23 protein-coding genes, 2 tRNA genes and 1 pseudogene are annotated in these 25,739 nt (G+C 72.2%); 14 read left to right on the top strand and 12 right to left on the bottom strand.

What is annotated here, in order from left to right:
• Positions 1-31: 31 nt before the first annotated feature.
• The 3 genes from OHA68_RS39930 to OHA68_RS39920 are packed head-to-tail and all read right to left on the bottom strand — an operon-like array spanning position 32 to position 4,527.
• Complete coding sequence (locus OHA68_RS39930) at positions 32-1,249, bottom strand: aldehyde dehydrogenase family protein (protein ID WP_327104857.1); 1,218 nt, start codon at positions 1,247-1,249, stop codon at positions 32-34.
• Entirely contained in the window at positions 1,246-3,318 is a 2,073-nt protein-coding gene (locus OHA68_RS39925) for a DegT/DnrJ/EryC1/StrS aminotransferase family protein (protein WP_327104856.1), read from the bottom strand. The genes OHA68_RS39930 and OHA68_RS39925 overlap by 4 nt, the downstream gene beginning before the upstream one ends.
• A gap of 15 nt (positions 3,319-3,333) precedes the next feature.
• Positions 3,334-4,527 carry a radical SAM protein gene (locus OHA68_RS39920; protein WP_327104855.1) on the bottom strand — a complete coding sequence of 398 codons (1,194 nt, stop codon included), beginning with the start codon at positions 4,525-4,527 and terminating at the stop codon, positions 3,334-3,336.
• Between the two features lie 275 nt (positions 4,528-4,802).
• On the opposite strand from OHA68_RS39920, the gene OHA68_RS39915 reads away from it, so the two are divergent.
• Genes OHA68_RS39915 through OHA68_RS39895 form a run of 5 tightly spaced genes read left to right on the top strand, consistent with a single transcriptional unit; the run spans position 4,803 to position 10,347 of the window.
• On the top strand, positions 4,803-5,963 hold the full coding sequence (locus tag OHA68_RS39915; RefSeq protein ID WP_327104854.1) for a glycosyltransferase: 1,161 nt from the start codon (positions 4,803-4,805) through the stop codon (positions 5,961-5,963).
• Positions 5,960-7,777, top strand: coding sequence for a N,N-dimethylformamidase beta subunit family domain-containing protein (locus tag OHA68_RS39910; protein WP_327104853.1), 1,818 nt, complete (start codon positions 5,960-5,962; stop codon positions 7,775-7,777). The genes OHA68_RS39915 and OHA68_RS39910 overlap by 4 nt, the downstream gene beginning before the upstream one ends.
• A 10-nt stretch (positions 7,778-7,787) precedes the next feature.
• Positions 7,788-8,783: a zinc-dependent alcohol dehydrogenase gene (locus OHA68_RS39905; protein ID WP_327104852.1), complete on the top strand. Its 996-nt coding sequence runs from the start codon at positions 7,788-7,790 to the stop codon at positions 8,781-8,783.
• Positions 8,774-9,751, top strand: a complete 978-nt coding sequence (locus OHA68_RS39900; protein WP_327104851.1) for a Gfo/Idh/MocA family protein — start codon at positions 8,774-8,776, stop codon at positions 9,749-9,751. Before OHA68_RS39905 ends, OHA68_RS39900 begins: the two co-directional genes overlap by 10 nt.
• Positions 9,748-10,347, top strand: coding sequence for a DUF1349 domain-containing protein (locus OHA68_RS39895; protein WP_327104850.1), 600 nt, complete (start codon positions 9,748-9,750; stop codon positions 10,345-10,347). Before OHA68_RS39900 ends, OHA68_RS39895 begins: the two co-directional genes overlap by 4 nt.
• Before the next feature lie 226 nt (positions 10,348-10,573).
• Here OHA68_RS39895 and OHA68_RS39890 read toward each other — a convergent pair.
• The 3 genes and pseudogenes from OHA68_RS39890 to OHA68_RS39880 all read right to left on the bottom strand — a co-directional run.
• A pseudogene (locus OHA68_RS39890) lies at positions 10,574-11,113 on the bottom strand (CE1759 family FMN reductase); the annotation flags it as partial.
• A gap of 31 nt (positions 11,114-11,144) precedes the next feature.
• Positions 11,145-12,236 carry an LLM class flavin-dependent oxidoreductase gene (locus OHA68_RS39885; RefSeq protein ID WP_327104849.1) on the bottom strand — a complete coding sequence of 364 codons (1,092 nt, stop codon included), beginning with the start codon at positions 12,234-12,236 and terminating at the stop codon, positions 11,145-11,147.
• A 70-nt stretch (positions 12,237-12,306) separates the two neighbouring features.
• Positions 12,307-12,930 (bottom strand): NAD(P)H-binding protein, encoded by a 624-nt coding sequence (locus tag OHA68_RS39880; protein ID WP_327104848.1) that lies wholly within the window; start codon positions 12,928-12,930, stop codon positions 12,307-12,309.
• 255 nt (positions 12,931-13,185) lie between these two features.
• Here OHA68_RS39880 and OHA68_RS39875 point away from each other — a divergent pair, with 255 nt between their 5' ends.
• Positions 13,186-13,680, top strand: coding sequence for a VOC family protein (locus OHA68_RS39875; protein WP_327104847.1), 495 nt, complete (start codon positions 13,186-13,188; stop codon positions 13,678-13,680).
• A 38-nt stretch (positions 13,681-13,718) separates the two neighbouring features.
• Here the strand turns inward: OHA68_RS39875 and OHA68_RS39870 are convergent.
• From OHA68_RS39870 to OHA68_RS39860, 3 genes are all read right to left on the bottom strand, one after another.
• Positions 13,719-13,793 (bottom strand) — tRNA-Val (locus OHA68_RS39870).
• 19 nt (positions 13,794-13,812) lie between these two features.
• Positions 13,813-13,884 (bottom strand) — tRNA-Gly (locus tag OHA68_RS39865).
• Between the two features lie 126 nt (positions 13,885-14,010).
• Positions 14,011-14,613: a TetR/AcrR family transcriptional regulator gene (locus tag OHA68_RS39860; RefSeq protein WP_327104846.1), complete on the bottom strand. Its 603-nt coding sequence runs from the start codon at positions 14,611-14,613 to the stop codon at positions 14,011-14,013.
• Between the two features lie 150 nt (positions 14,614-14,763).
• Here OHA68_RS39860 and OHA68_RS39855 point away from each other — a divergent pair, with 150 nt between their 5' ends.
• The gene (locus tag OHA68_RS39855) at positions 14,764-15,522 is read left to right on the top strand and encodes a class I SAM-dependent methyltransferase (protein WP_327104845.1); all 759 of its coding nucleotides are present in this window, start codon (positions 14,764-14,766) and stop codon (positions 15,520-15,522) included.
• Between the two features lie 105 nt (positions 15,523-15,627).
• Here the strand turns inward: OHA68_RS39855 and OHA68_RS39850 are convergent, their stop codons facing one another.
• The gene (locus OHA68_RS39850; protein WP_225277995.1) at positions 15,628-16,350 is read right to left on the bottom strand and encodes an SDR family oxidoreductase; all 723 of its coding nucleotides are present in this window, start codon (positions 16,348-16,350) and stop codon (positions 15,628-15,630) included.
• Positions 16,351-16,383: 33 nt separating this feature from the next.
• On the bottom strand, positions 16,384-17,118 hold the full coding sequence (locus OHA68_RS39845) for a GbsR/MarR family transcriptional regulator (protein WP_327104844.1): 735 nt from the start codon (positions 17,116-17,118) through the stop codon (positions 16,384-16,386).
• 238 nt (positions 17,119-17,356) lie between these two features.
• Between OHA68_RS39845 and OHA68_RS39840 the strand changes: the two genes are divergently transcribed.
• The 4 genes from OHA68_RS39840 (at position 17,357) to hutH (ending at position 21,463) form a co-directional block, all read left to right on the top strand.
• Positions 17,357-18,520 (top strand): serine hydrolase domain-containing protein, encoded by a 1,164-nt coding sequence (locus OHA68_RS39840; protein WP_327104843.1) that lies wholly within the window; start codon positions 17,357-17,359, stop codon positions 18,518-18,520.
• A gap of 180 nt (positions 18,521-18,700) precedes the next feature.
• Positions 18,701-19,141: a DUF4383 domain-containing protein gene (locus OHA68_RS39835; RefSeq protein ID WP_327104842.1), complete on the top strand. Its 441-nt coding sequence runs from the start codon at positions 18,701-18,703 to the stop codon at positions 19,139-19,141.
• A gap of 43 nt (positions 19,142-19,184) precedes the next feature.
• Positions 19,185-19,910 (top strand): ArsR/SmtB family transcription factor, encoded by a 726-nt coding sequence (locus OHA68_RS39830; RefSeq protein WP_327104841.1) that lies wholly within the window; start codon positions 19,185-19,187, stop codon positions 19,908-19,910.
• 2 nt (positions 19,911-19,912) lie between these two features.
• Positions 19,913-21,463, top strand: coding sequence for a histidine ammonia-lyase (hutH, locus tag OHA68_RS39825; protein WP_327104840.1), 1,551 nt, complete (start codon positions 19,913-19,915; stop codon positions 21,461-21,463).
• Here hutH and OHA68_RS39820 read toward each other — a convergent pair.
• Positions 21,460-22,788 (bottom strand): Rid family hydrolase, encoded by a 1,329-nt coding sequence (locus OHA68_RS39820; protein WP_327104839.1) that lies wholly within the window; start codon positions 22,786-22,788, stop codon positions 21,460-21,462. The genes hutH and OHA68_RS39820 overlap by 4 nt on opposite strands.
• 58 nt (positions 22,789-22,846) lie before the next feature.
• Here OHA68_RS39820 and OHA68_RS39815 point away from each other — a divergent pair, with 58 nt between their 5' ends.
• The 3 genes from OHA68_RS39815 to OHA68_RS39805 are packed head-to-tail and all read left to right on the top strand — an operon-like array spanning position 22,847 to position 25,739.
• Entirely contained in the window at positions 22,847-23,965 is a 1,119-nt protein-coding gene (locus tag OHA68_RS39815; protein ID WP_327104838.1) for a LysR family transcriptional regulator, read from the top strand.
• Entirely contained in the window at positions 23,899-24,909 is a 1,011-nt protein-coding gene (locus OHA68_RS39810) for a chorismate-binding protein (RefSeq protein ID WP_407674391.1), read from the top strand. The genes OHA68_RS39815 and OHA68_RS39810 overlap by 67 nt, the downstream gene beginning before the upstream one ends.
• Positions 24,909-25,739, top strand: a complete 831-nt coding sequence (locus OHA68_RS39805) for an aminotransferase class IV (RefSeq protein WP_189143649.1) — start codon at positions 24,909-24,911, stop codon at positions 25,737-25,739. Before OHA68_RS39810 ends, OHA68_RS39805 begins: the two co-directional genes overlap by 1 nt.

Below are 25,739 nucleotides of genomic sequence, written 5' to 3'. Positions count from 1 at the left end.
GAGCCGCCCGGCTCCGGGAGGTGATTCGTGTTCAGGACGACACTCCTTCCGGGGAGATCGCGAAGCGGGGCGGGTGGACGAAGCGCGATCGGGCGGCCAGGCCGCGCGCCCCGGCCCGGTCCGTGGCGACGATGACGGCGAACGGGAAGGGCAGCTCGACGCCGACCAGCGGGTGGCCGGGGTCGTCCACCTCGACCAGGGTGGGCGCCAGGAACCCTGCCGACAGCAGCGGCCGCCGGGTGAGCAGCCGCCCGCCGGGTTCGAGCCGCTCCATGACGAACGCGGCCAGCCGCGCGGCGTCGGGCTCGGGCCAGGCCGCCTGCGGGCGGCGCGGGTCCGGCGGGTCGAGCGAGATGCCGTCCAGCACCTCGGCGACCCGCCGGGCGAGCGGCTCGGTGCCGCGCAGGCAGGCCACCACGCAGGCGCTGGTGCAGAACCGGCCGGCGTCCTGCGCGATCCGCTCGGCGAGCCACTCGGGGTCCGGCGGCTCGTCCACGATCACGCAGGCTCGCCCCGGACCGCGGAACTCCAGCGCCGGCGGACCCGCCGCCCGCCGGGAGAGCTCCGCCGCCAGATCGTCCCCTCCGTACACGATCTGGTGGTCGGAGCTCTGGATGAGGGCATGCAGGGTACGGGGCGCGGTGGGGTAGTAGCCGAGCGTCTCGGCCGGCCAGCCCACGCTCAGCAGGGCCCCGATCAGGCGGGCCGACGACAGCGGCTCGCGCCGGCTCGGCCGGACCCAGACGGCCGCGCCGGACAGCGCCGCCTCCAGCACCGCCTCCAGGCAGGTGAAGGTGTTGGCGGGCAGCGAAACCAGGGTGAGGCCCCCGCGCTCCTCCGGCGCGAGCCCGGCCGACGGGCCGTCGTGCTCGTGAGGCGCCGGCTCCTCCAGTTGGGCGGCGAGCAGGTCGGACCAGCGCTGTACCAGGGCGGGCGGGAGTCCGGCCGCCGCGCCCATCGACGCGGCGAAGTCGCCGGGGTCCTGAACGCCGAGCCCTTCGACGGGGACCCGGCCGAACCTGAACAGGTCGACGGCCTCGCGGAGCAGGTCGAGCCGCCGGTCGCGGTCCGGTCCCGCGGCGCGGCCGGGGCCGTCCTGCGCCGTCCGGGCGCGCAGCCGGGCGGCGTCGTCGCGGACGATGATCTCCGGGGCCAGGCAGAGCGACCCGGCGCCGGGGACGGGCACGGTGTCCATCGACCGGTACCACCGGCCCCCGCGCAGCAGCGGGAGGACCGCCTGACCGATCACGAGAGCGCGTCCCGCAGGGCCTGGACGACCCGTTCCTGCTGGGCGGTGGTCATGCCGGGGAAGATCGGCAGGCAGATGTGGCGGGCGGTGAACGCCTCGGCGCGCGGGTAGGAGCGGTCGCCGAAGCGCGGGGCGAAGTAGGGCTGGCGATGCAGCGGGACGTCGTACACCTCGCCGGCCAGGCGCACTCCGCCGGCACGCAGCCGGCGCTTGAGCGCCGCCCGGTCCACGCCGTCCGGCAGCAACGCCAGGTACTTGTAATGATTTGTCGCGCAATCAGGCGAAATTTCGTGATGGGTGAGGGCGGGCACCCGGGCCAGGTTCTCGTCGTACCAGGCGGCCAGCCGCCGCCGCTCGGCCAGCACCTCCGCCAGCCGGGCCAGATGGGTGAGCCCCACGGCCGCGTGCAGCTCGCTCATCCGCCAGTTGCTGCCGAGGTCCTCGTGCAGGTTCTCCTCGAAGGACAGCTTGCCGTGGTCCCGCAGGCGCCGCACCCGCTCCAGGTCGGCGGGGTCGGCGGCGGTCAGCAGGCCGCCCTCGCCGCTGGTGATGACCTTGGTGGGGTAGAGGGAGAACGCGGCCAGCCGGCCGAACGTGCCCGCCTGCCGCCCGTCCAGCGAAGAGCCGAGCGCGTGCGCGGCGTCCTCGACGACCGCGACGCCCCGCTCGGCGCAGACGGCCAGCACCTGCGGCAGGGAGTCCGGCAGGACGCCGGCGAGGTGCACGGGCACCACCGCGGCCACGTCCTCATGGGCGTCCAGCGCCGCCCGCAGGCCATCGGGGTCCAGGCCGAGACCGTCGGGCTCCATGTCGACGAAGTCGACCAGCGCCCCGGCGCGGACGGCGCTCGCCGCGGTCGCGAAGAAGGTGTTGGCCGGGACCAGCACGGTGCGCCCCTCGACCCCGACGATCCGCAGGGCGATCTCCAGGGCGGACGAGCCGGAGCTGACGGCGGCGGTGCCACGGCCGAGCTCGTGGCCGGCCAGGTCCTCCAGCCGCGCGCCGCACGGGCCGAGCGTCAGCGACCCGGATGCCAGCGCGTCGTCCACCAGGTCCAGGACGTCCAGGCGGGCCCGTACGCCGAAGGACACCCGGGCGGCGGGCACGAACGGCTCGTCGTCGCCGGCGGCGGGCTTGGCCAGGGTGCGGGTGAAGAAGTCCGCCGCCTCGGCCAGGCCGGTGCTGTGGCCCATGGGCAGGTCGAGCACCTCGGCCCGGCCCGGCTCGTAGGAGGTGGCGATCCGCTCGCCGGCCTGTGCCGCGTCGTCGTGGTCGAGCCGCGCGTCGGCGTTGCCGTACTGGATCTGGAGGGGTGCGGGGGACAGGGCCGTGTACAGCTCGGGCAGGTCGGCGTGGCGCAGGATGGACGGCAGGGCGGTGTACTGGTTCCAGGCCAGCAGCTTGCCGATCATCGTCTGGTAGGTGCCCAGGTGGCTGGCCGCGCACAGCGGGATCGGCTCGTCCGCCAGGAGGGCGGTGTGCAGCGCCACGGCCGCGCCCATGCTGTGGCCGAACAGGCCGGTGGCCGCCACGTCCGGCCGGGCGCGCAGCCAGTCGAGCGCGGCCAGGGCGTCCTCGGCCAGCGCGGCGAGCAAGCTGCCCCCGTGCAGCCGCAACGTGCCGTCCAGTACGTCGCCGGCGTCGCGCCCGCCCAGCGCGGCGGGCGCGGCCCACAGGTCGAGGCCGTGGTCGAGGGTGAGGGTGAGGAATCCGGCCCGGGTCAGATGGGCGGCCACGTCGCGGCCCGGATGGTCGGGCGGGATGAGGCCGGTCACCCGCTCCAGGGTCGCGTTGCGCCCCGGGCACACCAGCACGCCCGGCCACGGCGGCGGGCCCGCCGGGGTGAGCATGACGGCGCGCAGCTCACCGCGGCCGTCGTGCTCGAAGACGTAGTGGTCCACGCGGGCCCCCTGCCGGTCCGCGCCGTAGGTGGAGCGGACCCGCAGGGTCCGCTCCTGGACGGCGGCCAGCCGCACGACCGCCCCGCGCACCTGCGCGTTGCGGATGGTCTGGTCCGGAGCACGTACGGGGGAGCGGCCGAGGTGGGTGAAGCGCTCGATCGGCGTCAACGGCGTCCTCGGATCTCAGACGAAGTCGGTGTGAAGCGCGTGGGGCACTTCGATGCGGTAGTTGTTCAGCGCGTCGTCGATCTTGATCTGCCCTCGGCGCAGCCATTCGAGCAGCTCGTTCTGCGGCCGGTAGAAGCAGGACTTGCACAGATCGGTCCGGCGCGGGTTGCTGGCCTCCCACTCGGCCCTGGGGCCGCCCTCGAGGACGGGGAGATAGCCCTCCTCCAGCACGTTGCCGATGAGGTAACGGCTGTTCAGGTGCACCTGTGGGCACGGGTAGAGGTTGCCGTCCGCGCCGACGGCCGTGACGAAGCGGCTGTAGTGGCAGTGCTCGAAGTCGCCCTCGACCTCTTCCACCTGGTCCATCGGGCCCCGGTCGAGCTTGGGCACGGAGATCTCGAACTCCTCCGACGACAGCGCGGCGACCTCGGTCAACGAGGCGGAGACCTCGGTTATGACCTCTTCGATGGTCTCGTGACCCATGGAGCTGTAGAACTCCGGCTCGAAGCGCACATAGTGCGCTCCGGAGTCGCGCACGGCCTGGGCGGCCTGAACGATCTCCTTGTAGTTCTGCCGGGTGATCACGAAGTTGAAGCCGATCCGGAACTCCGGGTCGACGGCCTGCTCGCGCAGGCGGCTCACGGCCTTGAAGAACGTGGTGAAGGTCCGCTCCTTGTCCCGGGTGATCTCGTTGAACGTCGCCTCGGTGCCGGCGTTGAGCCCGATCCGCACCCAGGTGTGCGTGTTGATCACGCAGTCGGAGATCTGCTGCTTGTGCAGGCGGGATCCGTTGGTGATGAGGCCGATGCGCAGCCCCGCCTCGTGCCCGGCCGCGCAGATCTCCGTGTATCCGCGATGAATGGTGCATTCGCCGCTGCCGCAGAACGTGACCGCCCGGCCGCCGGACTCGGCGAATTCCCGCATGAGCTTGACGCTCTTATCTGTGGGAATGGCGTCCTTGAAGGAGAACAGGTCGTAGAAGTTCTCCTCGTTCGGCGAATGGAAGTTGCAGAAATTGCAACGCATGTTGCAAGCGCCCATGATGCCAATGCGCATATGGATGGGCCGGAACGTCTCGCCGTTGACGAATTTCCGCAGCAGATCCTCGTGGGCCAGCACCTTGTCGGGTGCATGGGCCTGGTCGAGAGTGACCTCCGGTAGGCCGTCGCTGTTCTGGGGGCGCGCGGATCGATAAGTTTCGTCGGGCATCTCGTCTCCACCCTCGGCCGCTCAGTCTCCATGACGGCCGGTTAGTCGCGAGTCGTCGGCGGGCGCTTCGCCAGCATTCTAACGCCAGCTCGGGAAGGCCTCTATTCCTGCTGGAGGCAGGTTTTGGGAGCGCTCCCAGGAGACGCTAGGGTAAATGTCGAAATTGGTCAACCCCTCTTGTGAGGCAATTTTCCGCGCGGTAACGTTTGGCGCGCTCCGTGTTATTGCAGGTGAGAGGAATCGGCGTGGCAGAATTCCCGATAGCGTCGTCCGGAATGTCCGGAACGGAAGTCGGAGCACTTGGTCGCAGGCTGGCCGCTTATGTCTTCCTGGCGAACGATCCATCGGTTCCGGCCGTGGCGGCCGACTGGTGGGAGATCAGCGGCCCGCACTACAAGGAGGTGGCCGGAGCGGTGGCCGACCTCGTGGCCCGCGGTCCCGCCGCGGCGCTCGTGTCCCGGTTCGCCGACGCGCCCGACGACCGCCCGCTGGAGTCGGCGCTCGCCGACGCGCTCACCGACCTGCTGCGGGAGTTCCCCGACGAGCGCGCCCGGTTCGAGAAACTGGTCACCGCGGCCGACGAGCAGGTGCTGGTCGACTACCACAACGGCGAGCGGGCCGGCCGATCGGCCGCCGGCGCGAGCCTGGACGAGGTCGCCGTCTGGGCCCGGCCGCGGCTGCCCGTCACGATCGTGATCCCCTTCCGCGACCGGGTGGGCGGCGCCCGCGCCCGCAACCTGCTGGCCTGCCTGGCCGCCCTGCGCGACCAGCACCATCACGGCGCCCAGGTGCGCGTCACCGTGGTCGAGTCCGACTCTGAGCCGCGCTGGCGCGACACCGTCGAGCCGCTGGCCGACCACTACCTGTTCGCCCGGCACGACGGCCATTTCAACAAGTCGTGGGCGGTCAACGCCGGGGTGCGCAACACGCCCGGCGAGCCCGAGCTGATCTGCGTGCTGGACACCGACATCCTGGCGGACCGCCGCTTCCTGGCGCGCAACCTGGACAGGATGGCCGCCGACCCCGCGCTGTCGGCCTTCCTGCCCTACCGCCGCATGTACTGCCTCGACACCGAGTCCTCCGCCGCCGCCATCCGCCGCCGGATCGAGCAGGGCGAGGGCGACGTGCCGCTCGACGAGATCCGCTCGCTGGTGCTGCGCGAGCCGCCCGGCGCCTGCCTGTGGGTCAGGGCCGCGCTCTTCCACGAGATCGGCGGGTTCGACGAGCGCTACCAGGGCTGGGGAGGCGAGGACGACGACGTCGTGGCCAGGCTGGCCCGCGCCGGGCGGCTGACCCGATTCGACGACCCGCTGCTGCACCTGGCCCACCCGCGCCCGCAGATGACGCTGGACGGCACGCCGTTCAACGCCCACATCGAGCCGCTGAGCTGGACCGCCGACGCCGGATACGGAGACCTGCGAGGACCCCGGGGATGAAGGCGTACGCGAGCGGCACCTCCGCGCCGCAAGGGGGCCGGCTGCGCTTCCACCTGGCCGCCGTCGCGGACCGCTGCGCGATCCGCGACGCGGTGACCGGCGAGATCCGGGCGGAGCGGGGCCGCACCGAGCCAGGGTGGACACTGCGGATCCCGCACGACTGGCCCAGCTCCCTGTACGCCGCGTCGTTCGGCTCCGCCGACCCCGACGACGACGTCTACTTCGTCGTCCGGCCCGGCGGCCCGCCCCGCGACGCGATCCTGGTGTCCGTCCCCTTCCTCACCTGGCAGGCGTACAACCAGGCGGGCGTGCCCGGCGAGGGGCTCTACCCGACCGAAGGCGCGAGCCGGGCCGGCCGGGTCACCTTCGACCGGCCCGGCGGCGGTCCGGCCGGCCACTGGGAGGACCGCTTCTACCACTGGCTGAGCCGTACCGGCCTCCCCGCCGACTACTGCTCCAACCTGGACCTGCACCAGGACCCCGGCGCGCTGCTGCGCGGCCGGCGGCTGCTGGTGATCGCGGGCCACGACGAGTACTGGACCAGGCGGATGCGCGACGCGGCCGAGGCGTTCGTCGCGGCCGGCGGCAACATCGCCTTCTTCGGCGGCAACACCTGCTGGTGGCAGACCCGGCTGGAGGACGGCGGCCGGACGATGGTGTGCCATCGTGACGCCCTGCTCGACCCCATGGCCGCCGTCGATCCGAGCCTGGTCACGGTCGAGTGGACCAGCGCGCCGGTGTCCCGGCCGGAGAACACCCTGACCGGCGTGAGCTTCCGGCGCGGCGCGGGCTGCTGGGAGGACATGAACGCCGTGAAGTCCGAGGCGTACACCGTGCGGTTCGCCGGGCACTGGGTGTTCGAGGGCACCGGGCTGCGCGACGGCGACACCTTCGGCAGGGGCGCCATCGGCTACGAGACCGACGCCGCCGAGTACACCGAGGTCGACGGGGTGCCGCTGGCGACCGGCGCCGACGGGACGCCCGCCGAGTTCGCCATCCTGGCCACCGCCGACCTGCGGCACTGGCGGAGCCTGGGCCAGGGCGGGCACGCCACGATGGGCATCATGCGGCGCGGCGCCGGCACCGTCTTCAACGCGGCCACGATCGGCTGGGGCGACGCCATCGACGACCCGGTCATCGACCGCGTCACCCGCAACGTGCTGCGCCGGCTCGGCGGCCCCACCGGGTGGTGGGAGCCGATGGGCGGCGGGACGGGCGCGCTCGGGCTGGCCGCCTGCGCGCACCTGCTCTTCGGCGTGCTGACCGACGGCGACCTGCACGTACGGCAGGGCCGCACCCAGAACCTGCCGTGGCGGCGGATCGAGCCCGCGCCCGGTTTGGTGGCGCTGGCGGCCCCGCGCGAGGCCACGCCCGGCTCACCCGTCTTCCTGTACGGGCTGGACTCCACCGGCCGGGTGCTCGCCCGTGACCCGGTCCCCGAGGCGGCGGCCTGGACCGAGATCTACCAGGCGCCACCCGGCGCGATCGGCATCGCACCCGTCGACCGGACCATGTACGCACTCGGCCCCGGCGGCGGCCTGTGGAGCCGCCCGCTCACCGCCGCGCACTCCGGCCCGTGGACCCGCCTGGCCGACGGCCCGCGCCTCGTCGCGCTCGCGCACGTGGGCGGACGGCTGATGGGCCTGGACGACCACGGCACGCTGTACGGCAGGGCGCCGGACACCGGAGCGTGGACCCGATCGGGCCCGACCCCCGGCCTGACCACCCTGACCGGCACGGCGGGCAGGCTCATCGGCGCCACCCCGGCCGGCGACCTCCACTGGCGGGAGCCGTTCATGGACATCGACCTCTGAGGGGAAGCGCGTGCGCCACATCTCGCTCGCCGGCCGCCGCCGCATCCGGCTGGACCACGACGCGCCCGTGCCCGCCATCGGGCCGGGCGACGTGCTGGTCCGGGTGGCTGCCTGCACCGTCTGCAACCGCAGCGACCTGGCCTACTACCACTACTACGGCCTGCGCGACCACTGCGCCACCGGCTGCTTCGGCCACGAGATCGCCGGCACCGTGGCGGCCGTCGGCGAGCGGGTGACCAGCGTCGAACCGGGGCGGCGGGTGTTCGTGCGCACCCCGCTCACCTCGGGATTCGCCGAGTTCGCGGCCGCCAGGGAGGTCAGCGTGGGCGCGCTGCCCGACGACGTGCCGTTCGAGCGCGGCGCGATCCTGCAACTGCTGCCGCTGGCCGTGCACGCCACCCGGGGAGTACGGCTCGGCGACCGGGTGGCCATCGTCGGCCAGGGCCCCGTCGGCCTGATGGCCCTCCAGGTCGCGCGGCTGCGCGGCGCGGCGGAGATCGCTGTCGCGGACCTCGATCCGTGGCGGCTGGACCAGTCGGTGCTGCTGGGCGCCGACCGGACGGTCCTGGTGGAGTCCCCGCACGCCGTGCCCGACCGGCTCGGCGCGGACTTCGACGTGGCCGTCGAGGCGGTCGGCACCCCGCACACCGCCCGTGCCTGCGTCGACCTGGTCCGCCAGAACGGGCTCGTCGTCTTCCTCGGCACCCACCACGTCGACACCGAGGTCACCTTCGACATGGTCAAGTGGGAGAAGAAAGGGCTGCGCGTGCACAGCTCCGCCGAGCCGACCGACCTGGCCAGGGCCGAGGCCATGGCGGTCGCCGTACGGCTGGCGTTCACCGGGCGGGTGCGCCTCGATACGATCCTCACCGCCACCTACCCGCTGGAGAACCTCCAGGAAGCCCTCGACCGCCTCTCCCAGAGCCCCACCCTGCATCCCGCCGGGCACGACACGCCCCACCGCACTCCGCCGGAGAAGACCCTGAAGATCGCGATATGCCCCTGAGATGGGGAGTCGCCGGTTACGGCGACATCGTCCGCAAGCGCGCCCTGCCCGCGCTGCTCTCCCTCGGCGAGACGGTCACCTGCGTGTGGGGCCGCGACGCGGCCCGTGCGCAGCGGACCTGCGACGAGTTCGGCACGGGCTTCGGCACCTCCGACTACGGCAAGCTGCTCGACGCGGTCGACGTCGTCTACGTCGCCACGCCGGTCGCGACCCATGTGCCTCTCGCGGTGGCGGCGGCCCGCGCCGGCCTGCCCGTACTCATGGAGAAGCCACTGGGCGCCCTGCCCGCGCTGGTGGCGGGGCCTGCCGGTGGCCCGCCGGATCCTGCCGAGCTGGCCACCGCCCACGTGGGGGTCGCCTACTACCGCAGGCTCGCGCCCGCCGTCCGCCGCGTGCTCGACCTGCTGCGCGGCCGCACGATCCACGAGGTGGCAGTGGATTATCGAGGTCCCTTCGACCCCGGCCCCGACGACCCGAAGCTGTGGCGTACCGACCCCGCGCTGTCCGGCGGCGGCGTGCTCGCCGACGTCGGCAGCCACCGCCTCGACCTGCTCTGCCTGCTGCTGGGCGAGCCGGCCGTGACCGGCGCGCGGACCGGCCGGCGCTTCCCGCTCGGCGCCGAGCGGGACGTACGGGCGCGGCTGGCCTGGCCCGCGGGGGCCACCGGCGAGGTGAGGACGGTGTGGGGCCCCGAGCCGCGCCGCGACCACCTGCGCCTCGCCTTCGACAGCGGGCACCTGGAGCTCGACCCCCTGGACTCGGGCAACGTGCGCGGGACCGTCGACGGGGTGACCGTCGAGGAGTTCCTGCCGCCACCGGCGAACCTGCACATCCCGCTCATGGCCGACTTCGCGCGCAGCGTCCGCGATGGGTCCGCACCGATCTGTCCCGTCCGCGACGCCCTCGCCGTCGACCGACTCATCTCGGCCGTGTACGCGGCCGCCACCCCTCTGGAGGAAGACACATGACGGCCGCCGTATCCCTGCCCGCGTTCCCCGCGCCGCTGCACTGGCTGAACGAGCCCGAGCAGTGGAGTGTCGACGGCGACGACGCGCTCGTCATCACCGCCGCGGCGGGCACCGACCTGTTCTCCGACCCGGGCGAGCCGAACCGGTACGCCAACGCCCCCGCCCTGGTGGGACGCCTGGACGGCGACTTCACCCTGAGCGCCCGGGTCAGGCTCGACCTGCTGTCCACCTTCGACGCGGCCGTCCTGCTGCTGCACGCCGACGGCGACCGGTGGGCCAAGTTCTGCCTGGAGCTGTCCCCGCAGGGCACGCCCACGGTCGTCTCGGTGGTCAACCGGGGCGTGTCCGACGACTGCAACTCCATGCCGATGAGGGGCGGCGACATCCGGCTCCGCGTCTCCCGGGTCGGCTCCGCCTTCGCCTTCCACATCGCCGAAGGGGACGGCCCCTGGAGCCTCATCCGCTACTTCGCGCTCGACGGAGACCCCGAGGTGGGCTTCCTCGCCCAGAGCCCGACCGGCGACGGCGCCACCGTCCGCTTCGAGGACATCCAGTACACCCCCAAACGGCTCTCCGACCTGCGCAACGGCGAGTAGCGCGAGGGCGTGTGCCCGGCCGGCGGCAGGGGAGTGTCGCCGATCAGGGGCGCAGGGAGGCGAGATACTCCGCGAAGGGGACGACGTCCTCGGGCAGCGTGGTGCCGGCCCGCTTGCCGTCTCCGCCACTTCGCCCGTTTTGTCCGTTCCCCTTGGTCTCGTTGCCGGCCCCGGTCCTGTCGCCGGTCCCGATCTTGACCTGGGCGTCGGCCTGGGGGACGGTGAGCGGGGCGCAGGGGCGCATGAGGCCGGCGAGCTCGGACGCCGCGCGGGTGATGCGGTCCGCCAGGCCGTCGGTGCCGGCGTCGCCGCCCGCGCCCCAGTCCTCCGAGGCCGCGTACACGGCCGTCGGCACGACCACGGCGCGCAGGTAGGCGAAGAGCGGGCGCAGCGCGTGCTCCAGCACCAGCGAGTGACGCGGCGTGCCGCCGGTGGCGGCGATCAGCACCGGCTTGCCCGCCAGCGCGGTGTTGTCCACGACGTCGAAGAAGGACTTGAACAGCCCGCTGTAGGAGGCGGTGAACACCGGCGTGACGGCGATCAGCCCGTCGGCCTCCGTCACGGCCGCGAGGGCGGCGCGCAGCCGGGCGTTGGCGAACCCGGTGACGAAGTTGTTCGCGATGTCCACCGCGAGCTCGCGCAGCTCGATCACGGTCGTGTCGGCCACGCCCTGGAGTCGCTCCCCGGTGGCCTCGGCGAGGCGGTCGGCGAGCAGGCGGGTGGAGGACGGCTGGGTGAGTCCCGCCGTGACGACGACGAGCTTCATGAGGTGATCTCCTTCTTCGGACCGCGACGGGTCAGGCGCCGGCGGGCTCGGTCGTACGGGCGGCCAGCAGGGAGGCGTGGGTCGGGGTTTCCGGCACCTCGGCGGGGCGGTTCTTGGCGAACTCCTCGCGCAGCACCGGCACGACCTCCTCCCCGAGGATGTCGAGCTGCTCCAGGACCGTCTTCAGCGGCAGCCCGGCGTGGTCCATGAGGAAGAGCTGGCGCTGGTAGTCGCCGAAGTACTCGCGGAAGCGCAGCGTCTTGTCGATGATCTGCTGCGGGCTGCCGACCGCCAGCGGCGTCTCGGCCATGAAATCCTCCAACGACGGCCCGTGCCCGTACACGGGGGCCTTGTCGAAGTACGGGCGGAACTCGCGGATGGCGTCCTGGGAGTTCTTCCGCATGAACAGCTGGCCGCCGAGCCCGACGATGGCCTGCTCGGCGGTGCCGTGCCCGTAGTGGGCGTACCGCTGCCGGTAGAGGTCGATCAGCCGGACGAAGTGCTCCTTCGGCCAGAAGATGTTGTTGGCGAAGAACCCGTCACCGTAGTAGGCGGCCTGCTCGGCGATCTCGGGGCTGCGGATGGAGCCGTGCCACACGAACGGCGGCACGCCGTCGAGCGGGCGGGGCGTGGAGGTGAAGCCCTGCAGCGGCGTGCGGAAGCGGCCCTCCCAGTCCACCACGTCCTCGCGCCACAGCTTGTGCAGCAGCGCGTAGTTCTCCACGGCGAGCGGGATGCCCTGGCGGATGTCCTGCCCGAACCACGGGTAGACCGGTCCGGTGTTGCCACGGCCCAGCATGAGGTCCACCCGGCCGTCCGCCAGGTGCTGCAGCATGGCGAAGTCCTCGGCGATCTTGACCGGGTCGTTGGTCGTGATCAACGTGGTGGCCGTGGACAGCTGGAGCCGCTCGGTCCTGGCCGCGATGTAGCCGAGCATGGTCGTCGGCGAGGACGGCACGAAGGGCGGGTTGTGGTGCTCGCCGGTGGCGAAGACGTCGAGCCCGACCTCCTCGGCCTTGAGCGCGATGGCGACCATGGCCTTGATCCGCTCGGCCTCGGTCGGGGTCCTGCCCGTGGTCGGATCGGTGGTCACGTCCCCGACGCTGAAAATCCCGAACTGCATGATAGTCACCATCCCTAACTATTGAACTTTCAACTGCTAACAGCGACAGGGCCTGCTCGTATATTCCAGATCACAGAGCGTTGATGTCCGCCGCGCCGAGAACGCGTTTCGGCGCCCCGTGGTCGGCGATCGCGATCATAGCCCGCCCGATCTGCTCGGTCGTGGTCACCGCCGACGGCATCAGCCGCCGCAGCACAGGGTAGAACGGTCGCGCCACCACGTACGCCAGCCGGTAGAAAGGCGTGCGCGACGTCCGGGGCTGGATGTAACCCGGCCGCAGGACGTACGCCTCGAAAGGCAGGGCGAGCAGCGCGTTCTCGGTCGCGCCCCGCACTCTGGCCCACTTCTGGCGACCCTGCGTGTCGGCCCCGGCGGCGGACACGTACACGAAGGTCGAGCCGGGGCTGACCCTGGCCAGCGTCGTCCCGGCGGACAGGGCGACCCGCTGGTGCTCGTCCAGGCCCGCCGAGGAGACGCCCAGGCAGAAGAAGCACGCGTCGAACCCCGCCAGCTCGCTCTCGATGGGCCGCAGGTCGAGCAGGTCACCGTGCACGATCGCACGCGACTTGCCGTGCGCCCGCCCGGCGGGGGACCGGCCCACCACCAGCACCGCCTCCACCCGGTCATCGGCCAGGCACTCGCGCAGCACACCCTGCCCGACCATGCCGGCGGCGCCGAAGATGATCACCTTCATCGGCTCTCCCAACTCGCCGCACCCACGGCGGGACTTCGCGGCCGATCATGGAGATGCCGGCCGCCTACGTCCTGGTCCCGGTCTCCGCTCGTGTGCCACTTAAGATCGTCGAAGCTCGCGCGGGCGCACTGGCGGCGACCAGGCCGTGATGCGACCCCGCCACACCGGGCAGGGGTTTGATCGAGATGATGGACACGCCCGCTCCCGGCCCGGTGCACCGGACCGGTATCCGCTGACCTTCCCATGGAGCTTCGCATGACCTCACCCACCGACTCTCCGTCCCCCATTGTCCGCCAGCTCCGGCTGGTGGTCGAGGCGGAGGACTACGAGGCCGCCGTGGCGTTCTACCGCGACCAGCTGGGCCTGCGTGAGGAAGCCGCCTTCTCCGGCGGCGACGGCGCTGAGGTGATGATCCTGGACGCCGGCCGGGCCACGTTGGAGATCGCCAACCCGGCGCAGAAGCGGATGATCGACGACGTCGAGGTAGGCCGCCAGGTGGCGCCCCGGATCCGCGTCGCGTTCGAGGTGGACGACAGCGCCGCCGCCACCGACCGGCTGCTGGCCGCCGGCGCCACCCAGGTCGCACCACCCACCGTCACGCCCTGGCAGTCGCTGAACTCACGCCTGGACGCGCCCGCGGACCTGCACATCACGCTCTTTCAGGAGCTTCTCGGCCAGGAGGAACGCGAGACCCTGCACGGTTTCGGGACCGCGGCCGGGAGCGAGGAAGTCACCGATGGCGGGCGCTGAGCCTGTCCGGCCCATCGGACCTGGACTGTCGCAGAGTGTGGTGGACGATACTGGGATTGAACCAGTGACCTCTTCCGTGTCAGGGAAGCGCTCTCCCGCTGAGCTAATCGTCCGTGTCGAGCCGAAGCTCAGAGCGGAAGACGGGATTCGAACCCGCGACCCTCACCTTGGCAAGGTGATGCTCTACCACTGAGCCACTTCCGCGTCCGTCCCGGCTGAACACCGGGCGACGAAGAGAACTCTAGCGAATGACGGCCAAGTCCCCAAACCGGATTACCGCACCCGCTCGGCGTACCAGGTGATCCCGCGACGGATCCGTTGATCATCGGCTCACAGCAGTCGTCGTTGCACGATGTCGGCGATGACGGCGGTCACCACTTCGCTGACCTCCGCGGGCTTCGGCGCGACCCCCTCCCGGCCGGCGAACAGCAGGTGACCGGCCCCGATCAGGGCGAGCGCCAGCGCGTCCACGTCGGCGTCCGCCGCGACGCGGCCCAGCTCACACTCCTCGTTCAGATAGGCGGCGATCATGGCTACGGCATCCGTCAGGACCGGAATGCCGACAGCAGGCCCGGCCTGACGCAGCCGGGCTCGCAACTCATCCCGGAAGATGACCAGGCCGACGATCGCCACGGCGACCGAGTCGAACAGCTCGAACAGTGCCCCGGTCAGGTTGCCGGCGACGTCGCCGGTCCCGGCGGAGGCGCGCAGGGCGGCGGCCTGGCTCTCGAGCCGGGCGATGCGGTCCCGCACGAGGTCGGCGAGGAAGGCGTCGAAGTCCTCGAAGTGCCGGTGCAGGACGCCCTTGGCGACACCCGCCTCCGCCGTGACCGCCCGGCTGGTCAGGCCGGCGGCCCCGTCCCGGAGCAGGACACGCTCGGCGGCCTCGAACAACTGCTGCCGCACATCCCGGAGAGCCACTCCCGTCGGCATCGCCCGTTCCTCCTTCTGCACACGCCTTCGCTCACGGCGAACCGCTGACCGGTTGTAGAGTGGGCGACTGCCCACTAGCGTGGGCGCATGCCCACTATAGCGCGAGAACGACCTGAACCTCCGCGGAACGAACCCCATAAGGCCAGGCAGATGGCGGAGTCCTTCGGGGCCGACACCGAACGTTACGACCGGACCCGGCCCGAGTATCCCGACGCCCTCGTGCGGCGGATCATCGCCGCCGCCCCGGGCCCCGACTTCGTCGACGTCGGCTGCGGCACCGGCATAGAAGCCCGGCAGTTCCTGTCGGCCGGGTGCACGGTGCTGGGCGTCGAGCCGGACGCCCGGATGGCCGAGTTCGCCCGCCGCACGGGGGTCGAGGTCGAGGTGGCGACGTTCGAGGACTGGGACGCCGCCGGTCGCACCTTCGACGCGGTCGTCGCCGGGCAGTCCTGGCACTGGGTGGACCCCGTCGCGGGCGCGGCCAAGGCGGCGCGGGTGCTGCGTCCCGGCGGCCTGCTGGCGGTGTTCGCGCACGCGTACGCCCCGCCGCCGTCCGTCGCGGAGGCGTTCGCCACCGTCTTCCGCAAGGTGGCGCCCGATTCGCCGCTCAGCGCCGGACCGCCGAGGCTGGCCCAGGACGTCTACCAGGCGATGTTCGACACGTTCAGCGACGGCATCCGGGACGCGGCCGGGTTCGGCGAGCCGGAGCGGTGGCGATTCGACTGGGAGCGGCACTACCGCCGCGACGACTGGCTCGACCTGCTGCCCACCACCGGCGCGCTCACCCGGCTCCCACCGGACAGGCTGGCCGAGGTGCTGGAGAGCGTCGGGGCCGCCATCGACGCGATCGGCGGCGGCTTCACCATGACCTACACCACGATGGCGACCGCCGCGACGCTGAACACCTGAGTCACTCCGCGGGCGCGCTGAGCACCTGAGCCGTGCACCGCTCCGAGGGCGCGCGGGCCGGTGCGCACGTGAAGCGAGACATCGGGACGGCGGCGCACGCGAAGGTCAGGTGTGCCCGCCGTTGACGGTGATGTGCTGGGCGGTGACGAAGGCGGCCTGGTCCGAGGCGAGGTAGGCCACCATGCCCGCCACGTCCTCGGGCGTCCCCATGCGGCCCAGGGGGACCTGAGTCAGGTAATCGGCTACCTCCAGGCCCGCGTGCCGTTCGACCGGGATCCAGCCGGGAGCGACGAGGTTGACGGTGACGCCGTGCGGGCCGAGCTCGCGGGCCCACAGGCGGGTCAGGGCCTGCTGCGCACCCTTGGCGGCGGTGTACGCGGACGTCAGGGGCAGGGCGCGGTCGACGATGTCGGAGCCGATCTGGATGACCCGGCCACCGCCTCGGGCCTGCCAGGACGGCAGGCAGGCCTGCACCAGCAGCGTCGGGCTCTTGACGAAGAACGTGAGCTGGTCGAGGTAGGCCTGCCAGGTCACCTCCGCCACCGGCGCCTCGGGCTGCGGGCCGGTCGCGTTGAGCACCAGCGCGTCGATGGGACCGAGCCGCTCGGCCACCTGGGCGGCCAGCTCGGCGGTGCCCGCCTCGTCCGTGACGTCGGCGGCGAACGACTCGGCGCGGCCGCCCGCCGTACGGATCTCCTCGACCACCTGGGCGGCTCCGCCGGAGTCGGAGCGGTAGTTGACCGCGACGGCCCAGCCGTCGGCGCCCAGCCGCCGCGCGATGGCGGCGCCGAGCCCCCGGGACGCGCCGGTCACCAGCGCCACCTTCACCGCTCACTCCTTGGTACGCACATGCGCGCCAGCCTAGCGAGCATGGGTCGGCCCATCCGGCTGCGAGTCGGTCGGGGGGCGTTCCCGCAGGGAACGTTCGTAGGCCTGGCGCCACTGCTCGGCTGCTTGGAGCATGGCCTGGCTGACGTGGTCGAAGAAGTCGCCGATGTCCCGGAGCCGGATTCCGGCGGGCGAGGTGGCGCCGAGCGTCGCCGCTCCTTGGCGGGCGAAGGCGGCCAGCCGGGTGTTCTGGCGGGCGCTGGCCAGCCAGCCGCGGAACCAGGCATCGGCATCGATGACGTAGCGATCGCGCCGTCGGCGGGGATCTCGTTCGCGGCGGATGAGTTCCTGTCGTTCGAGTTCGCCGATGGCCTTGGAGATGGAGGCGGGGCTGACCTGCAGCTTGCGGGTGAGCTCGGCCGCGGTGAGGCTGCCGCTGTCGGTGAGGTAGAGGCCGGCCAGGACGCGGGCGGTCATCCGCGACAGCCCGGTGTCGATCATCACCGTGATGAACTGCTCCTCCAGCTCGCCGACCGCTTTGGGGTCGCGCCGCCCCTGCGGTGGCGGACGTCTGCGGGCGCGGTCCCGGGTGGCCTGGTGCGCCTGGTCGGCCTGGTAGCCGTCAGGGCCACCGTTGCGGGCGACTTCCCGCGTGACGGTGGACAGCGGCCGGTTCAGGCGAGCGGCGATCTCGGTCGGAGACAGCCCTTGGGTCAGTCCGTCGGCGATCTGCCGGCGGTCTTGGTGGGTCAGCCTGCCTCCGGGCATGGGCGACGCCTTCCTGGTCATACGCGTTCGGACAGCGCAGTCTTGCATTCGTACCCATCTCATTGCAAGTCACTTGGCTTGCGTTCACCGCCATTCTCATTGCAAGTCAGGCATACATCACCTGTATGAAGGATCAATTCATGTTGACGTTTCAGTAAACGCAAGTTAGCTTTTCGATTGTCGTGAACGCAAAGTGGGCGCCCCGCTGGACGGCGCCCCACCCCTCGAAGGAATTGACGTGATCGCATCGAAGTCCGCCAAGGCGGCACTGCTCGTCACCGCGACCCTGGCCGCCACCGCCCTGCCCGCCGCCGCATCGCCTGCTCCCGTCCATCCCCAGGTGCAGCGAGTGCTCGACCGGACCGTGGCCGCCGAGCTCGCCCCTGGGATGGTGGCCGAGGTCCGGGACGGTCACCGCTCCTGGTTCGGCTCAGCGGGCGTGTCCGACACCGGGACCGGACGCCAACGCCGGCAGAACGAGCGGTTCCGTATCGGCAGCGCCTCCAAGGCCTTCACCGCCACCGTGGTGCTCAAGCTCGCGGCCGAGGGCAAGCTGAGTCTCGACGACCCCCTGGACAAGTGGCTGCCTGGGCTGTTCGACGGTAGCGCCTACAAGCCAGGCAAGATCACCATCAGGCAGCTGCTCAACCAGACCAGCGGCATCTACGCCTACACCGGCGATGAGGAGTTCTTCGCCAGGGGCGTCGGCGCCGAGTGGTTCAAGCACCGCTACGACACCTACACCCCGCGGCAGCTGGCGAAGATCGCCCTGGCGCACCCGCCCACCGGCGAGCCGGGTCAGCGCTTCGCCTACTCCAACACCAACTACATCCTCGCCGCGATGGTCGTCGAGAAGGCGGCAGGCAGGACGTTCGAGCAGGAACTCATCCGGACCGTCATCCGCCCGCTGCGCCTGACCGGCACCTCCCTGCCCGGCGCCGACCCCGAGATCCGCGGTCCGCACCCGGTGCATTACTCCATCCTGTTCTCCCGCGACCCTCATCCCAGGATCTACGACGCCACCCGGATGAACCAGTCCTTCGCCTGGGCCGCCGGTGGCGTCGTCTCCACCACCATCGACCTCAACCGGTTCTTCGGCGCCCTGTTCGGCGGGCGCGTCCTGCCGGCCGCGCAGCTGCGCGAGATGCTCACCACCGTCCCCACCGAGGGGGCGAACTGGATCCCTGGAACGCGGTACGGCCTGGGCGTCTTCGAGCAGAAGCTGCCCTGCGGCACCAGCGTCTGGGGCAACGCCGGTGCCACTTACGGCTCATGGAGCTATGCCATGGGCACCCGTGACGGCAAGCACCGCCTCACCACCCAGGTCAACGGCGACTGGGCGCCCCTGAGCGTCTTCACCGACGTGCTCGCCGCCGAGTTCTGCCCGGCCGCGTCTCGATGAGCCTGAACCACGCCCACCGGTGAGCGGCCCGGAGCCCGAAAACGGACGCCGAGCCGACTATAAGACCCCACCTGGCGGGGCAGGTGGCAATAGAGGTCAACCCGCACCGGGCACTCACCCGGATCAGATGGGGGACTTTCGCCCAGGCCGGGCGAAAAACTCAGTGAACGGGAGGGTCACATGGTCACCCCGAAGTCACATACTCGGACACCCCTCCAGCTGGCCGCGCTGGTCGTAGGCGTGGTGTTCCTGCTGGTCGGGATCCTCGGATTCATCCCCGGCATCACCACCGGCTACGGCAGCATGCGGTTCGCCGGCCACCACTCCGAGGCGTACCTGCTGGGCATCTTCCAGGTGTCCATCCTGCACAACATCGTGCACCTGCTGTTCGGGATCGCGGGCGTGCTCATGTCGCGGGCCGTCTCCACGGCGCGGACGTTCCTGGTCGGCGGCGGGATCATCTATCTGATCCTGTGGCTGTACGGGCTGCTCATCAGCAAGGCGAGCACCGCCAACTTCGTACCGCTCAACACGGCCGACGACTGGCTGCACTTCCTGCTGGGCGTCGGCATGATCGCGCTCGGCCTGCTGCTGAGCCGCCGTAGGGGGCAGCACCGGTGACGCTTCGACGCGGGACGAAACGTGAGTGAGTTAACGTCACGGCATGGCTGTTGACCACGCGGCACGCGATGCCGATATCGCCCCGGTGGCGGCGCTCATCGCCGACCCGACCAGGGCCGCGATCCTGACGGCGCTTCTCGGGGGACGCGCGCTGGCGGCGGGGGAGCTGGCCCGGCTGGCCGGCGTGAGCGCCGCGACCGCGAGCGCGCACCTGGCCAGGCTGCTCGACGGCGGCCTGGTGGACGTGCTGCGGCAGGGCCGCCACCGCTACTACCGCCTGGCCGGGCACGAGGTGGCGGAGGTGCTGGAGGTGCTGGCCCGGGTCAGCGCCCGGCCGCCGGTGCGGTCCCTGCGCCAGTCGCGGCAGGCCCGGCTGCTGGAGGAGGCCCGTACCTGTTACGACCACCTCGCGGGGCGGGCCGGGGTGGCGCTGCTCGATGGCCTGCGCGCGGGCGGCTGTCTGGACGGCGAGGAGGTGACCGCCGAGGGCGAGCGGCGGCTGGCGGGCCTGGGCGTCGACGTGGCGGGCGCGCGGGCGACCAGGCGCAGGTTCGCGCCCGAGTGCCTGGACTGGACCGAGCGCCGCGCGCACCTCGGCGGCGCGCTGGGCGCGGCGATCACCGGGGTGCTGCTGGAGCGAGGGTGGTACCGGCCGGGCACGACACCTCGCGCTGTGACGCTCACCGACGAAGGCAGGCAGGGGCTGGCGGAACTGTTCCCGGGTAAGGAGCTAACATCGCATACGCCAGTTACCTATGCGGGAGAGTAATCATGCGCGACAACGGAGTCGTGAACGTCGGTCCCGAGCCCCTGACCTTCGACGATGTGATCAAGGTGGCGCGCCACGGCGCCCCTGTACGGCTCACGGACGACGCCATGGCCGCCGTCGCGGCGGCGCGGCAGCGGGTGGACGAGCTGGCCGAGAGCCCGGTCCCGGTGTACGGCATCTCCACCGGGTTCGGCGCGCTGGCCACCCGCCACATCGACCCGGAGCTGCGCGCGCAGCTGCAGCGCTCGCTGGTGCGCTCGCACGCGGCGGGCAACGGTCCCGAGGTGGAGACCGAGGTGGTGCGCGCGCTCATGCTGCTGCGGCTGCACACCCTCGCCACCGGCCACACCGGCATCAGGCCGACCACCGCCAAGACTCTCGCCGCGCTCGTCAGCGCGGGCATCACGCCGGTCGTGCACGAGTACGGCAGCCTGGGGTGCTCGGGCGACCTGGCCCCGCTGGCGCACGTCGCCCTCACGCTCATGGGCGAAGGCGTCGTACGGGATAAGTCCGGAAATATTACGGAAGCCGCCGAGGCGCTGAAGCAGGCCGGGATCGACCCCGTCGAGCTGGCCGCCAAGGAGGGCCTGGCGCTCATCAACGGCACCGACGGCATGCTCGGCATGCTCATCCTGGCCATCCACGACCTCACCCGGCTCGCCAGGACCGCCGACGTCAGCGCCGCGATGAGCGTGGAGGCGCTGCTCGGCACCGACCGCGTCTTCGCCCCCGAGCTCCAGGCCCTGCGCCCGCACCCCGGCCAGGCCGCCGCGGCCGCCAACATGACGGCCGTCCTGGCCGGCTCCGGCATCATGGCCAGCCACCGCGACCCGGACAGCTGCACCCGCGTCCAGGACGCCTACTCGCTGCGCTGCGCCCCCCAGGTCGCCGGCGCGGCCCGCGACACGATCGCGCACGCCGCGACGGTCGCCACCTGGGAGCTCGCCAGCGCCGTCGACAACCCCGCCGTGCTCGCCGACGGCCGGGTGGAGTCCAACGGCAACTTCCACGGCGCCCCCGTCGCCTACGTGCTGGACTTCCTGGCCATCGTCGCCGCCGACCTGGCCTCGATGTCCGAACGCCGTACCGACCGCTTCCTCGACGTGGCCCGCAACCACGGCCTGCCCGCCTTCCTGGCCGACGACCCCGGCGTCGACTCCGGCCACATGATCGCCCAGTACACCCAGGCGGCCATCGTGTCGGAGCTGAAGCGGCTGGCCGTGCCCGCCAGCGTCGACTCCATCCCGAGCTCGGCCATGCAGGAGGACCACGTCTCGATGGGCTGGTCGGCGGCCCGCAAGCTGCGCCGGTCGATCGACGGGCTCACCCGGGTGCTGGCCATCGAGGTGCTCACCGCCGCCCGCGCCCTCGACCTGCGCCGCCCGCTGACGCCGGCCCCGGCGACGGCCGCCGTGGTCCGGGCGCTGCGCGAGACCATCCCCGGGCCGGGGCCGGACCGCTTCCTCGCGCCGGAGATCGAGTCCGCGGTCCGGTTCGTGACCGACGGCACGGTGCTGGACGCGGTCGAGTCGGTGACGGGCCCGCTCGCCTAGCCGCCGGCGCGAGCACGGCAGGGCGCCGACCGCGGCCGCTGGCGCGGGCCCGGCAGGGCGACGATCGCGTCGATCTCCAGGAGCAGGCCCGGCATGAACAGCCGCGACACCTCCACCGTCGTGCTCGCCGGCGGGACGCCGGTGATGTACTTCCTGCGCACCTGTCCGTACTCCACGCGCAGGTCCATGTCCGTGAGGTACGTCCTGAGGAAGGCGAGGTCGTCGAACGTGGCGCCCTGGTCGGCGAGGATGCGGGACAGGCACTGGAAGACGTGCTCGGCCTGGTCCGTCATGGAGCCCTCGCCGACCAGTTCCCCCCGCTCGTCGAAGGCCGCCTGGCCGGAGATGTAGAGCATGTCCCCGACCCGCACGGCGTGCGAGTAGAACCCGTTGGTGGCGGGAACCGTCTCCGGGTTGACCGCCACCGCCCGGCTCTGCGGTTCCACTCGGCTGTGCGATTCCGTGTGGCTCAGTGGTTCTGCCCGGCTGTGCGGTTCCGCGTGGGTCTGTGCCGAAGCCGGGCTCGGAGGTGCCGACGGGCTCTGATGGGGCGGGTTCTGGGGTGGTGTGGCGCGTACGTGGTCGGCGATGGCCGTGATGTCGCGGTCGGTCAGGCCGGCCGCCTCGGCCTCGCGCAGCCGAGTGAGGGCGGCGGTCGCCAGGGAGGCGCCCGGCCAGGCGGCGAGGCCCACGTCCTTGGCGGCGAGCCCGAGCGCGTAGCGGGTGTCCTGGGCCGGGGCGTGCAGCCGCCCGGCCAGCGCGCCGAGCGGGGTGCCCGACAGCACGTCGGCCAGCGCGTCACGATCGATCCCGTGCGCGTCGGCGTACCCGAAGGTCTCCGCGAGCAGCACCTGGACGGGCACCAGCGCGCTCATGACGGCGAGTTTCATCGCCGCCCCCGCGCCCAGCGGGCCGAGCTCGCGCACGGTGCCGAAGACTTCGAGGATCTCGCGGCAGCCCGACAGGTCCCCGCCCGCGAGCACCGTCAGCGTGCCGTCCGCGGCCGGGCCGACGCTGCCCAGCACCGGCGCGTCCACCAGGCGCACCGCCGCGGGCAGCGCCGCGCGGAGCTCGCGCACGGCCTCGGGCCCGATCGTGGACATCTCCACGACCGTCGCGCCGGGCCGCAGCCCCGGCAGGGCCGCCGCCAGCACCTCCCGTACCGCGTCCGGATCCCGCAGCATCGTGATGACCAGGTCCGCCCCGTCCACCGCTGCCGCGGTGACGCCGCTGCCGCGCCGCCACGTGGTCACTTCGTGCCCGGCCTCGCTGAGCCGCCGGGCCATGGGGACGCCCATGCGTCCCTGTCCGAGAAATGCAATCACGTCCCTCAGTGAAAGGGAATGTGCGGTATTCCACCAGCGACTAGATTGCATACCAGCCATGCCTGATGTGAATGCCTTCGACATCACCGCCCTGCGCCTGCTCGACGAGGTGGCCAGGAGCGGCTCCTTCACGGCCGCCGCCGAGCTGCTCGGCTACACCCAGTCGGCGGTCTCCCGCCGCGTCGCCGCCCTCGAACGCGCCGCCGGCGGGCCGCTCTTCGAACGGTTGCCGAGAGGGGTACGGCTCACGCCCGCGGGAGCGGCGCTGCACCGGCACGCCATCGACGTGCTGGACCGGCTCGGCCGCGCGGGCGAGGAACTGGCCGCGATCCATGCCGGCAGCGGCGGGACGCTGCGCGTCGGCGCGTTCGCCACCGCCAACGTGGACCTGGTGCCCGCGACGCTGAAACGCTTCGCCGACCGGCATCCAGAGGTGGAGCTGCGGCTCGTCGAAGGACTCAGCCCGCGCCTGACCGACCGGCTGGCCGCCGGCGCGCTGGACCTCGCGGTGATCAGCGACTACCCGGCGGGCCTGCCCCCCTTCGCGGGCCGCCTGATCCCCCTGTACGAGGACCGCCTCCTGGTCGCCCTACCCCGCGACCACCCCCTGGCCCAGAGCCGCGCCCGATCCGGCGACGGCCACGAGGGCGGTGGGCCGGGGTGTTGCCAGGGCGGGACGGTGGCCGGGTCGCCGGAGAGTGGGGGCGATCTTCAGGAGTCGACGGAGGGCGGGGTGGATCTTCGGGAGTCGCCGGGGGGCGGGGTGGATCTTCGGGAGTCGCCGGGGGGCGGGGTGGATCTTCGGGAGTTGGCGGGGGAGCGGTGGATCGAGGCGGCGCCGCGTGGGCAGCCGACGTTGCTGGTGGCCGCCTGCGCAGCCGCCGGGTTCACGCCGCGCGGCGGGCTGCGGGTGGCCGAATGGTCGGGGAAGTTCGGCTTCGTGGCCGCCGGGCTCGGTGTCACACTCGTCCCCGAACTGGCGGCCCGCGCCGTACCCCATGATCTGGTGCTGGTGCCGCTGCGCGGGCAGATGCCCGCGCGGACGGTGTACGCCGCCCTCCCGGACAGGCCGCTGCCCGCGGCGCGGGAGCTCGCTGGAATGCTGGGAGAATGGGAAGCGTGTACGACGGTTTCGCGCACCTGGGCCACCGGCTGGCCACGGGGCTGCGCGACGTGACGACGGACCTCGCCGCGCTCGACGGCGAGGGCTGGTGGGCCGTCGTGGCCGACTACGAGGGCAAGGTGACGTGCGCCCGGTTCGACCAGGTTCGTCCCGCACCGTTGCCCGAGCCGCGCGGCGCCTGGCCCGGCCCGCGCCTCGACGAGTGGCGCAGCTCGCTCGACCAGACCGCCTACGAGCGCGGCGTCCAGGCGATCCGCGACGAGATCGAGCGCGGCGAGGTCTACCAGGCCAACCTGTGCCGGGTGCTGACCGCGCCCGTCGCCCCCGGCGCAGACCCGCTAGCGCTGGCCGCCCGGCTCGCGGCCGGCAACCCGGCCCCCTACTCCGCCGTCATCCAGGTGCCGGGCCTCACCGTCGTGTCGGCCTCGCCCGAGCTCTACCTGTCGCGGGCCGGTGACGTCGTCGAGTCCCGGCCCATCAAGGGCACCGGCGTCACCGCCGACGACATGCTGGCCAAGGACTACGCCGAGAACGTCATGATCGTCGACCTGGTCCGCAACGACCTCGGCAGGGTCGCGGCCGTCGGATCGGTCGAGGTGCCGGAGCTCTGCGCGATCGAGGAGCACCCTGGCCTGGCGCACCTCGTCTCCACCGTGCGGGCCCGGCTGGCGCCGGGCATGGGGTGGCCGGAGCTGTTCGCCGCCACGTTCCCGCCCGGCTCGGTGACCGGCGCGCCCAAATCGTCCGCGCTGCGGATCATCAATGAGCTCGAACCAGAGCCGCGCGGGCCCTACTGTGGTGCGGTGGGTTGGGTCGACGCCGATCGGGGCACGGCGACGCTGGCGGTGAGCATCCGGACCTTCTGGATCACCGGCGACGAGATCCGCTTCGGCACCGGAGCGGGCATCACCTGGGGCAGCGACCCCAGGCGAGAGTGGGTCGAAACCGAGCTCAAAGCGTCCAGGCTGATAGCCCTGGCATCCTCAGGAGGCAACTGATGAACATCCCTGTCTGGGTCAACGGAGAGCTTCTCGACCCCGCGCAGGCCAGCGTCTCGGTGTTCGACCACGGTCTGATGGTCGGCGACGGCGTCTTCGAGACCGTGAAGATCGTGCACGGCAGGGCGTTCGCCCTCACCCGGCACCTCGACCGGCTCACGCTCTCCGCCCAGCGCATGGACCTGCCCGAGCCCGACGTCAAGGCGATCGCCGACGGCATCGACCAGTGCCTGGCCGCCGCGCCCGCCTGGACGCTCGGCCGGATCCGGATCACCTACACCAGCGGCCCCGGCCCGCTCGGCTCCGACCGCGGCGACCAGGGCGGCACCTCGGTCGTGATCGTCGACGAGCAGAAGCCGTTCCCCGCCACCGCGAACGTCACGGTCGTCCCGTGGCCGCGCAACGAGCGCGGCGCGCTGTCCGGCGTCAAGAGCACCTCCTACGGCGACAACGCCAAGGCCCTGGCCTACGCCAAGGCGCGCGGCGGCGGCGAGGCCATCTTCGGCAACCTCGCCGGCGACCTGTGCGAGGGCACCGGGTCCAACATCTTCATCGTCCGCGACGGGCACCTGCTCACCCCGACCCTCGCCTCCGGCTGCCTGGCGGGCGTCACCCGCGCGCTGGTCGTGGAGTGGTTCGGCGCCGAGGAGGTGGACGTGCCGCTGCAGGCGCTCTACGGCGCGGAGGAGGCGTTCCTCACCTCCACCACCCGTGACATCCAGCCGATCGCGCTGGTCGACGAGACCGTGCTGCCCACCGCGCCGGGCCCGATCACCGCCAAGGCGATGCGCGTCTTCGCCGAGCGCTCCGCCGCCGACATCGATCCCTGA

This window comes from Nonomuraea glycinis (assembly GCF_035920485.1).
GTDB classification, from domain to species: Bacteria; Actinomycetota; Actinomycetes; order Streptosporangiales; family Streptosporangiaceae; genus Nonomuraea; species Nonomuraea glycinis.
The sequence above is the reverse complement of the archived record's forward strand: the minus strand, read 5'-3'. Positions and strand labels throughout refer to the sequence as shown.